The organism is Bradyrhizobium sp. (assembly GCF_049581145.1).
Classification (GTDB): Bacteria; Pseudomonadota; Alphaproteobacteria; order Rhizobiales; family Xanthobacteraceae; genus Bradyrhizobium.
In genome coordinates, this window is the sequence record NZ_JBAURI010000474.1 from 1 (window position 1) to 1,764 (window position 1,764).

General features: G+C 62.4%; 1 protein-coding gene and 1 pseudogene. Both read left to right on the forward strand.

The genetic code is table 11. The features are described from left to right. Positions 1-438, forward strand: a 438-nt coding sequence (locus tag WCB02_RS15610) for a response regulator transcription factor (protein WP_423959266.1), incomplete at its 5' end; no start/stop codon positions are given. Positions 439-671: 233 nt separating this feature from the next. Further along, positions 672-1,696, forward strand: a pseudogene (locus tag WCB02_RS15615) (DUF1254 domain-containing protein). Positions 1,697-1,764: the final 68 nt, after the last annotated feature.

The window sequence follows — 1,764 nt, forward strand, 5'->3', positions numbered from 1 at the left end:
GGCTTGGAATTGCAGAAATGGGTCGCTGCGGAACGTCCGGATATGCCGATTATCTTCATTACGGGTCATGGCGACGTTCCGATGACGGTTCAGGCCATGAAGGGAGGAGCTCTCGAGTTCTTGACGAAGCCCTTCGTGGACCACGTACTGCTGAAAGCCATCGGCCGGGCCTTGGAGCTTAGCAGGATCGCGCTTGGCGACGACGCTGAGATACGCGAACTTCGAGATCGTTACGCCTCGCTCAGTGTCCGGGAGCGGGAGGTTATGACGTTGGTTGTCCGCGGCCTCCTAAACAAACTGGTCGGCGCCGAGCTCGGCATCAGCGAGATCACCGTGAAGGCCCATCGAGGAAGGGTAATGCAAAAAATGGCGGCGCACTCACTTCCCGCTCTCGTGATGATGGCTGCTACACTTGGGCTCCCTGTGCCAATGGCGTGACACCGGTTTGTTGGGGGCTCTCATGAGCCGGGGAAACAGTCGTGTCTCTGACGTCGTGTGAAAGCGGCCAGGGCCGGATGAGAAAAAGCTGAATCGCGGCTTGGGTCGGAATCCGCGAAACGGCCCAAATCGGCTGCTACCGGCGCCTCGCTCAAGACCAGCGGCCGCGACGGTTCTTCAACGCTTCGCTGGCAACGTCGCCCTGATCGCATCTTTAGGTGGTTGGGATTGATATGCACGGAAAGTTAGCGAAATATGCGCTGGCGCTGACCCTCGCCGCGCAGGCCGCTCAGGCAGGGGCGGAAAGCTCCGTCCGCGTCACCCCCGACAATTTCCCTCGGGCGGAATCGGATCTCATTTTCAGCGGCGTCGTCAAAGACGGAGGCTTCGGCAAGTTCATGCATCGCCGCGAGCCGACGCCGCTCGCCAAGCAGACTGTGATTCGAATGAACCGCGACACGCTCTATTCAGCAGCCGTATTCGATCTTGGCGCCGGTCCCGTGACCATAACGCTGCCGGACCCGGGTAAGCGCTTCCTGTCGATGCAGGTGATTGATGAAGACGCGTACTCGGTCGAAGTCGTCTATGGCCTGGGCGTCCATACGCTGATCAAAGAGGGGATCGGGACCCGCTACGTCATCGTCGCCGTTCGCATCCTGGTTGACCCGGACGATCCGAAGGACATCGAAACTGTCCGCGCGCTGCAGGACGCTATCAAGGTCAGCCAGCCTGGCGGGCCGGGCATGTTCAAGATTCCGAATTGGGACGCCTCGAGCCAGATCAAGGTGCGCGACGCCCTTCTCGAGCTGGCTCAGACGGTTCCCGACACCAAGGGCATGTTCGGCCCGCGCGGGAAGGTCGACCCGGTCCGGCGCCTGATCGGCTCCGCCGCCGCCTGGGGCGGCAATCCCGAAGAGGACGCCCTTTATCTCAACGTCACGCCCGCCCACAACGACGGCAAGACGGTCTATAGGCTCAGCGTCAAAGACGTGCCCGTCGACGGCTTCTGGTCGATCAGCGTCTACGACGAGCAGGGCCACTTCGTTCCCAATCCGCAAAACGCCAATTCGCTCGAAACCTCACGGCCAAGCCCGGCGAGGACGGCTCGTATGCGATCCAGTTCGGCGGCTGCGACGGCAAGATCGAGAATTGCCTCGCCACTCCGCCGGCATGGAACTATCTGGTGCGCCTCTATCGCCCGCGGCCCGAGATCCTGAACGGCGCCTGGACTTTTCCCGAGGCGCAGGCGGCGCGATAGGGGCGCTCGTCAACGCCCGCGGCTCGCCGCGAGCGGGCGGGTCGCCTTGCGCCCGCCGAGTTCGATGA